Genomic DNA, 3,152 nt, shown 5'->3' on the forward strand with positions numbered 1-3,152 from the left:
GGCGGCGGCCCGGCTGACGGAAGGAGGGACGCCGCTCGTGGTCATTGCGGGCAACCATGATCAGCCCGAGCGGGTTTCGTCGGTGACGCCGCTGGTCGCCCGGCAGGGAATCACGCTGGTCGGGCTTCCCGTGGCCGAAGCCGTCACGGTTCAAGCGGTCCGGACCGGGGAGATCGCCAAGATTGCGGCGCTCCCTTATCCGTCCGAAGCCCGCTTAAATGAGCTGCTCGCCGCCGAAGGCGACGAAGAGGAGCTCCGCCGGGCATACAGCGCCCGCGTAGGCATGCTGATGCGGAAATTGGCGTCAAGCTTTACGCCCGAGACCGTCAATTTGGCCATGAGCCACATTTACGTGCTTGGCGGCGTGGAAAGCGACTCGGAACGGCCGATACAGGTCGGAGGCGCGTATACGGTGGACCCATCGGCGCTAGCGGTTGGGGCGCAGTATACGGCGCTTGGCCACCTGCACCGGCCTCAGGCGGTCAAGGGTGAGGGAATGATCCGCTACAGCGGGTCCCCGCTCGCCTACAGCTTTTCCGAGGCCGGTCAAGCGAAGTCGGTATCCATCATCGATGTGACCCCGGGACAGCAGCCCGTTATGGAGGAGGTTTATTTGTCCTGCGGCCGGCCGTTAATCCGGTGGAAAGCAAAGGGCGGCCTGGAGGAAGTTCATCGCTGGCTGGATGAAGGCAGGGATGCGAACGGTTTTATCGATCTGGAGATTTCGCTGACCGAAGCCATGTCTCTTGGGGATATTCACAGGCTGCGCAAAAGCCACGAAGGGTTCGTACATATCCGTCCCGTGTATCCCGAGATGGAACAGGTCGAGGTAGAGTACAGCCGGTCGAGCCTGCCGGTGCCGGAGCTGTTCCGGAAGTTCTACCAGCGCCAGACCGGAGGAGCCGAGCCGGATGATGCGCTCGTTGAATTGTTCCTTGCGCTCACTTCGGAAGACGCAGAGGTAAAGGAGGAGGCGTAACATGAAGCCGATCACACTGAAGTTGTCGGGTCTGCAGAGCTATCGCGAGATGCAGCAGATCGATTTTGACGAGCTGTGCCAGATGGGGCTGTTCGGTATTTTTGGACCGACGGGCAGCGGCAAATCGACGCTTCTGGATGCGATGACCCTGGCTCTGTACGGCAAAGTCGAACGTGCGGTGAACGGCACGCAGGGCATCATGAACCATTCGGAAGATGCACTGTACGTCTCCTTTACCTTTGAACTCAGTTCCGCGGACGGACCGAAGCGATACAGAGTGGAGCGCCGTTTTAAAAGAACCAACGAGCTGTCAGTCAGCAATACGGTTAGCCGGTTTATCGAAGTCACCGCGGAAGGTGAAACGGTCATGGCAGACAAGCTGGCAGAAGTCACCCGCTGCGTGGAAGACAAAATCGGTCTGAAAATGGAGGATTTTACACGGGCCGTCGTCCTTCCCCAAGGGAAGTTTGCCGAGTTTCTGTCGCTGAAGGGCAGTGAGCGCAGGCAGATGCTGCAGCGCCTGTTCCATTTGGAAAAATACGGCGACCTGCTCGCGCAGAAGCTCAGCCGGCGGGTGAAGGACAACGATGCTGCGCTGAAGGAAGTGGAGGCGGAGCAGCAAGGCCTCGGCAACGCAGGCGTTGAAGCGGTGGACGAAGCGAGGAACAGACTCAAGGAAGCCTCCATGGAGGCGGAGGCCTCGCGGCTGAAGCTGCGGCAAATGACCGAGGAGGCCGAGAAGGCCGGCAAATTCAGGGAGATGCAGCTGGAGAAGGAGCGGCGCGAACAGGAGCTCCACCGGCTTTCCGCCGAAGAAGAAGCGATTGTCCGGCTTGAGCGCCGGCTGGGACAGTCTGCCGCGGCCCGGGCGATTATGCCTTTGTATACGCAGTGGACGGACAGCAGGCAGGAATGGGACAAACGCAACCGGGAGGCGGAGCAGCTTCAAACGAAGGCTGATGCCGCGGATAAGGCGGCCCGGGAGGCCGCTGCCGCCGACGATGCGTCGCACCGGGAGCTTGCGGCTGAGGAACCGAAGCTGCTGCAGCGTCAGGAGCAGCTGGAGCAGGCGGTACTGCTGCAGCGGGAGCGGGACGAGCTGAAGACGGTGCTGCAGCAGCTGGCTGAGCAGCGGTCAAAGACGGCCCATGAAAGCAAGGAACGGACTGAAGCTCTGGCCAAGGAGCAGGAGCCTGAGCGCGCTGCAGGTGAAGCGGACGGCTGAAATCGAGTCGCTTCGGGAAACGTTCACCAAGCTGGGCGACCGATTTGAAACGGAGAAGCGGGAATACCTAAGGCTTCAGGAGGAGTGGCGCCGGGAGCTACCGGACCTTCAGCCGGAGCAGGCGGACCGCTTGTCCGCGGAAATCCAGCAGAAGGATGCGCAGGCCGAAGAGATCCGCGAACGGCTGCAGATCAGCATCCCTTTTATCGAGGAGAAAACGGCTTCGGTCCAATCGCTGGAGCGGCAGATCAACGATCTCGACAAGTCGCTCATTCAATGGGATGCCCAGCTGCAGGGCAAGCAGGATTTGCTGGCCGAGAAGGAGCGGCGCCTTCAGACCTGGGTCGGAAGCGAGTCCGCCGACCGGCTGCTGGAGGGCTGCAAGCAGCGCCTGCTCTCCCTCCGGGAAGCTGCGGCGCGCTCCAAAGAGAAGCGCCAGGCAGCCGAGCAGCTTAAGCATGAAGCAGCCAAAGCGGCGGCGATGGCAGCCCAGGCGGCGGAATCCGCGGAGGAGCACTGCCGCAAGGCGCAGGCCCGCTGGGACGAGCAGCTGGCGGCTTCTCCGTTCGCCACTTCGGAGGAAGTGGCAGACGCCTGTATGCCGCCTGACGAAGAAGTGCAGAGCGCGGAGCGGGTCCGGCTGCACCGCGAACGGGAGCAGGAGATCAAGGTGCAGCTCCGCCATTTGGCCGAGCAGCTGGACGGCCGCGGCGTGACCGAAGAAGAGTGGCAGCGGATCTCCGCGGAGCTGGCTGCCTGCCGGGAGCGAGATGAGACGGCGCTTCAGCAGCGGGCAAGGGCGGAGCGGGACCTGGACGACGTGGAGAAGCGTCATGTCCGCTGGTCGCAGTTGGAGCTGATCCGCAAGCAGCGGCAGCAGGAAGCCGAGAAGCTCTCCAAGCTGCAGTCCTGTCTCCGGGGCAATGCCTTCGTCGAATACATTGCCGA

The 3,152-nt window shown here is 62.2% G+C and carries 2 protein-coding genes and 1 pseudogene; all 3 read left to right on the forward strand.

All coding sequences use genetic code 11. From position 1 onward, the window contains the following. On the forward strand, window positions 1–979 hold a 979-nt coding region (locus tag CPT76_RS22210; RefSeq protein WP_105444498.1), incomplete at its 5' end, for an exonuclease SbcCD subunit D. A 1-nt stretch (window position 980) separates the two neighbouring features. Continuing rightward, window positions 981–2,204 carry an AAA family ATPase gene (locus CPT76_RS22215; protein WP_105444499.1) on the forward strand — a complete coding sequence of 408 codons (1,224 nt, stop codon included), beginning with the start codon at window positions 981–983 and terminating at the stop codon, window positions 2,202–2,204. Then, window positions 2,188–3,152 (forward strand): annotated as a pseudogene (locus CPT76_RS37680) (AAA family ATPase); the annotation flags it as partial. The gene CPT76_RS22215 and the pseudogene CPT76_RS37680, both read left to right, overlap by 17 nt.

Origin of the sequence: Paenibacillus sp. AR247, from assembly GCF_002968895.1 — a bacterium.
Taxonomy (GTDB): domain Bacteria; phylum Bacillota; class Bacilli; order Paenibacillales; family Paenibacillaceae; genus Paenibacillus_AQ; species Paenibacillus_AQ favisporus.